This is a genomic window from Romboutsia sp. 13368 (assembly GCF_018336475.1).
Lineage (GTDB): Bacteria > Bacillota > Clostridia > Peptostreptococcales > Peptostreptococcaceae > Romboutsia.
In genome coordinates, this window is sequence record NZ_CP048741.1 from 1,858,259 (window position 1) to 1,864,571 (window position 6,313).

The 6,313-nt window shown below is 20.8% G+C and carries 4 protein-coding genes; all 4 read right to left on the minus strand.

The window, feature by feature from the left end; genetic code table 11:
- Positions 1–557: 557 nt before the first annotated feature.
- Positions 558–914, minus strand: coding sequence for a hypothetical protein (locus G3997_RS07605; RefSeq protein WP_296645074.1), 357 nt, complete (start codon positions 912–914; stop codon positions 558–560).
- A 23-nt stretch (positions 915–937) separates the two neighbouring features.
- A complete protein-coding gene (gene aroE, locus G3997_RS07610; protein ID WP_296645075.1) occupies positions 938–1,789 on the minus strand; it encodes a shikimate dehydrogenase in 852 nt (283 codons plus the stop codon).
- Positions 1,790–1,842: 53 nt separating this feature from the next.
- On the minus strand, positions 1,843–4,311 hold the full coding sequence (locus G3997_RS07615; protein ID WP_296645078.1) for a PAS domain-containing sensor histidine kinase: 2,469 nt from the start codon (positions 4,309–4,311) through the stop codon (positions 1,843–1,845).
- A 23-nt stretch (positions 4,312–4,334) separates the two neighbouring features.
- Positions 4,335–6,313: PAS domain-containing sensor histidine kinase (locus G3997_RS07620; protein WP_296645080.1), on the minus strand; the 1,979-nt coding region annotated here is incomplete at its 5' end.

Sequence of the window (6,313 nt, forward strand, 5' to 3'; positions counted from 1 at the left end):
TTGATGTAGCTTTTTCATTAATTTCAACATTATTAAGTTCATAGCCATCTTTATCATTTATGTTTTCATAATTTTCATTTTCAATATTTATACTATTATCTGATATTACTGTGCCTTCAATTTCCTTATAATTACCTAAATTTGTATCTATTTTTACACTAGCACTGTATCTTTTTAAATAATTCTCTTTTTTAAATATACTTTCTATTTTAAATGTAATTAATCCATTGGAATCACAAATTATATTGGTTGGTATTTTTATAGTTACATTTTCTATTTTGCTACTTGATATGCTTTTTATATTATTTATGAATTCATTTCCCAGAAAATATTCTTTAAATTCATCTTCTGTATCACTATTTTCAATAGCTATAGATACTTCTTTCAGTATATTACTATGCACAATTTCAATTGAACTTAATAACGACTCTTCTATAACTAAATTTTGATAATTTAATATACTAATTTTGCTATTGCTATAATTTAATCCTATACACATCATAGTTATTGTACTCACAACAGAAAATACAATTAGTATAAATATTAATACTGATCCTTTATTGTTGTAATACATAACTTTCAAGTTTCCTTATTATTTCATTTTTCTTTATCTCTATTGTAACCTTATAGCATTTATAATAATTTTTATCTTTTTCTATTATTCTTTCAACCTTGTATCCATTTATAGTTTCAGTATCAATATAATCTGTTATTATACCTTTCTTTCGAATATCATCCTTAGTATAATGCAAAATAGATTTAGCTAAATTGTCCATTTCAGTTTTTGATATATTATTACTTAAAATATAATAATTATTATATAAAGATACTGAAACTATATAAACTATAATACATAATATAGATAAACTAATCACACACTCTATAGATGTAAATCCAGAATTTCTATTTTTCAAATTTCCTCCTAATAAAAACTTTACTAATTAATTTCTTTATAAAGTTTTTTTATGTGTTTAAAATCATCACTACAAGTATTTACTCCTGTCCATATATAAAATGCCTCTAAAGCTTGATTTATAAGCATATCTATCCCATATACAACATCTAGGTTATTTGTTTTTGCCCATTTCAAAAAAACTGTTTCATTAGGCTTGTACACTATATCACAAACTAACATTTTTTTATTTACTACTATTTCTGTATTTATTGGACATAAATCATTTTCCATACCTAGTGGAGTAGTATTTATTAAAATATCTATATCTTCTAAACAACTTTTTTCTATAGTATTTCTAGAACAACTCACTATTGTTTTAAAATTATTTTTTATAGACTCTACAATTTCATTTGCTTTTTCTAAACTTCTATTTCTAATTTCTATAGATTCAGCACCTATAGATGCTAATTCAATAGCTATACTTCTACATGCTCCTCCTGCACCTATTATCATTATCTTCTTATCTTTGATTTTATAACCTTTATCTAAAATAGATTTTACAAAACCACGTCCATCAGTATTATATCCTTTTAATACTCCTCCTTCATTTTTTATAGTATTTACTGCTCCTATTAACTTAGTATTTTCATCTATACTATCTAAATACTTAGTTATATTCACCTTATGAGGTATAGTTACATTACATCCCTTTATACCTAAAGCTTTTATTCCTAGTACACTCTCACTCAAATCTTCTTCCTTTACATCAAAGCATACATAAATGCTATTTTTTAAATACTTTTCAAATAAATAATTATGTATAGTTGGTGAAAAACTATGTTTTATAGGATGACCTAAAAGACATATCATCGTTGTACTTGAATTTATTTTCATTTTATTCTCCYTTGTTTTATTTCCATTTATTTAAATATATATACTATATTATATTAAAAGTTACACATATTTAAATACTTTTGATAAACAAATTCATCATTATCATCCTTTATTCTATTTTTATAATGCTTTATATCGCTATMTAAGTTAAATTCTACACAAATTTCTATATTTTTATCTGAATCAGTTTTTATATCTATTTTTCCATTATATAAAATTATTATATTTTTTGCTAAAGAAACTGCAATATCTAAAATCCTTCTATCTTTGTCATTTATATATTTATTATAGTCATATCCTTTACTATTTTTTATACATATAATATTTTTATTATATTTATTAGTAAGTAATATTTCTACTATGCTATTTTCATCTGAGTATCTAAGTACCATAGTTAATAAAGTTAATATAATTTTTTCTATATCTTTAGGGTCTACTAATCCTATACTTTCTTCTTCATCTGTGTCAAAGAGAATTTCTATATTATTATCTTTAACATAATTACTAAATCCTAARGATATATCCTCAATTAAAGTTACTATATTATAATAATCTTTATTACTCTCATAGAAATTTAATTCTAGTTTAGATAAATCCATTATATTATTTATTATTTCCATTAATATATCAGAATTTTTCTTAATAGTATCAACAGAATTTGCAAGTTTACTATTTGGATTATATTTTATATCATCCTTATGTAAGATTGATATTAATTGGTTTGCTGATGATATTACATTTAACGGTGTCTTTAATTCATGAGACATATTTATAAAAAATTCAGATTTTATTTTATTTTCTCTTTTTTGCTTTTCTATCTCTATTTCCATTAATTCAGTTTTTACTTCTTCAGTTATATCTCTTACTATACCAACTACATTTAATTTTTTATTTACTTCTATAATTGTTCCTCCACATTCTATATGAATATCCTTATTAGAGTTCTTTAATATCTTTCTTTGGAATTTTAAGCTTCCACTTTCTTTAGACGATGTTAAAATCATACTTTCACTTATATCATCTAAATTTATATCTTCAATGTTTTTTGAGTTTGTCAATTCTAAAAATCTAGAATTTGCATAAGTTATACTATTATTATCAAAATTTGATATATATATTCCTTCTGGTATTATATTAACCAAAGATTCATACTTTTCTTTACTTAGTTTTAGCTTTCTCAATAATTTTTTATAGTTAGTTATATCTCTAATGGCAATTACATTTTTCTTATTGTGATTATCTTTAAAACTTGATCTATCTATATTCAAGCAAATTTCATTTCCATCTTCATATATATAGTTAAATTCTCCATTTTTCTCAGAATTAAATATAATATTATTTATTGATTTATTTCTAACATCTATATTCTGACTTTTCCTATTGTTATAAATAATATTATTTTCATCTGTTAACAATATAGAATATGGTATATTGTCTACTATTTTTTTATACTTAATTTGATTTTCTTTTATTTTCATTTCACTTTTTTTCTTGTATGTTATATCATCTACATAGCAAATAAAACCTAGCTCATTATCATCTACAATTATTTTACAATAAGTACAATCAAAGTACCTACCGTCCTTGCCTTCAAATTCACCTTTTAGTTTATCTGTATTTTTATTTAATAAGCTAAGATATTTCAAGAATTTATCTTTATTTTTCACACTATTATCTAAGAATTCCAATAAACTTAAATTACCTTTAGATAATTTATACTCCTTCCACATATTGTAAAAGCTTTCATCTTCATTAACTATATTACCTAAATTGTCTATTAGAATTACACATTTATTACTTTGATCTAAAATTACATTTAAAAGATTTTTCTTTTTATTTAAATTTTCTTTTATAGCATTTGTTATATCTTTATTTATATTTAATTTTTCATCATCATTCTTTATTTCTTCTTCATATAAATTTACCTTATTTAAAATTTTCTTATTTTTCATTTCACATTCATGTATATATATTTTATATATCTCTACTAATATTAATAATGCTGATATAAAATTTAATATACTTCCTAAATTCATAACATATAAATTATTATCAAATAGTAATCCTATCATTATATATGCTAAATCTAAAATTATTACAATTTTTGATATGTTACTCAAGCTATAATTGTATATACTTATAGAAAACATATATACTGTTGTCATCAAGATACATGCTAAAAGTAATTTATCAAACTCTAATAATCTATAGTTAAATACTGATAATATTGGAAATAATGTTAATATATAATTCATATTCATTACAATTTTTAAATTATGATTTTTAAAATTATATAAATTTATTCTTAATATAAGCAAAATTATAAGTATCTGGCTATTATAATTTAATAAACTAGTATCAAATTTACGGCTTAATAATATAAATTGATATATAACTATAGTTGCTATATTTATATATAACATAGTATTCTTTTTATTTTTTTTAGTAATCCAATTTGCATATAATATGTATATACTAGTAAGAAAAATTGATATACTAAATATATTTATATACTTATACATATTAGTCTCCTTATTAATCACCTTTAAGAAGTTAGATTAAGATATATATCAGAGTATTCTATTTCTATCTTCTCAATTTGGCTAAACTTATCTTGCAGTTTAATATTTTTACTTAATATATTATTAGGTAAAATTATTTTAAATTCACTTCCTTTGTTTAATTCACTCTCTACATTTATTTTTATATTATTTAAACTTGCTAATTTATGTACAACAGAAAGTCCCATTCCTGTACCTTCACAGCCTCTAGATAATGTTGTATCTATTTGTTCAAAATTTTCAAATATTACCTCAAGCTTGTCTTTTGGTATTCCTATACCTGTATCCTTTATAGATATACATACTTGTTCATTTAGCATGTATATACTTACAGTTATCTTTCCACCTGAATTTGTAAACTTAATTGCATTTGATAATATATTTAAAATTATTTTTTCTACTTTATCTATATCCAAAGCTAATATTTTTTTATTTATTTCAGATTTAAATTCTATGTATATTCCTTTTTTAATAGTATATGATGTAGATATTTTTACTATATTTTCAATCAATTTAACTATATCACATTTACTTAAGTTTATATTACATGTACCATTATCAATTCTACTTACATGTTCTATATTATTTAGAAGCTTTATAAGTCTATAACAATTTTGCTTAACTAATCTAGTATGATTATTAATATTATCAGATCTATATTCTTCTTCACTTTTAATCAAACTATTATTAGCTTTAAATATTAAATCTATTGGTTTTTTAATTTCATAAGCTATATTATATAAAAACTCTGTTTTAAACTTATTTTTTGTATTTATATTATTTAATTCTTTTTCTAATTGTAATGATTTAAATTCATAATCTAAAATTCTAAATACTACTACAAGTGTATCTTCTTCTTCCCTTTTAACAATAGCTAAAGATATATCAATATTATTTATCTTATCTACAGTAAATCTTTTAAATGTCCCATATTCTTCTTCTCTTAAGTAATTTCTTATTGATTCATTTAGTTTTTCTAAACCTACAGTCTTTAGAAGTCTCATACTAGCTTCATTTCTATAAATATGATTATTATTTTTAGGATTTATAATTATAATTCCTTCTGGTAATGTTTGTAATAGTAATTTATATGTTTTCTCACTTTGCTCTATATTCATTATTGTATTTTCAAGTTCTGTTACATCTATAACTATACTAAGTAGTAAATCCTCATTATTTATATTTATATTTGTAGTGACTAATTCTACTATCTTTCCATTTAATAACTCTATTTTATTTGTAACTTTATTTTCTTTTTTACTAATTACTAATTCTATGTTTGATAAAAATTTTTCTCTAAATTTTTTAACTATAATATCTTTTATACTTTCTATAGATATTTGTTTTTTATCACTATTTAAACCTAATATATCTAGTCCTTTATTATTTATATATTCAATATTTTTATTGTCATGTATTATAACCCCTTCATTTAAAACATCCATTAATTTTTTGTACATTTGCTCACTTTCATTTAACTTATTTTGTATTAATGTAGTTTGAGTTATATCTTTTAGTATACAGATAATAATATGCTTATCATCTAAAATATCTGCTTTACATTCAAATCTATATATTTTTTTATCATAAGATTGAATATTTATACTAATATTACTGCCAGTTATCGATTTTTTTATTTCATCCATTATGTCGCTATATTTCGGGAACTTAAATTCTAAATATTTTAATATGTCAAATTTATCTTCATGTTTATATTCACTTATTAATTGTCTAAATGATTCATTACTATTTATAAATTCTTTATTAATATCTAAAATAAATATTGGTATGTCAGATTCTTCTATTGATTTGCTAATTTTTTTACTAATTTCTAAAACTTCATCTTTATAATTTTTTTGATCTTTTTTTTCTAAATATATATTTTTTTCAATACTTTTTATATATGTTTTTTTATTACTTAGTTCACTTTTATTAAATAATACTATCTCATTATATAATTTTA

What these genes read in the sequence shown, in the direction of transcription:
- aroE (WP_296645075.1), bottom strand. Translation starts at nt 1,789, where the DNA reads ATGAAAATAAATTCAAGTACAACGATGATATGTCTTTTAGGTCATCCT.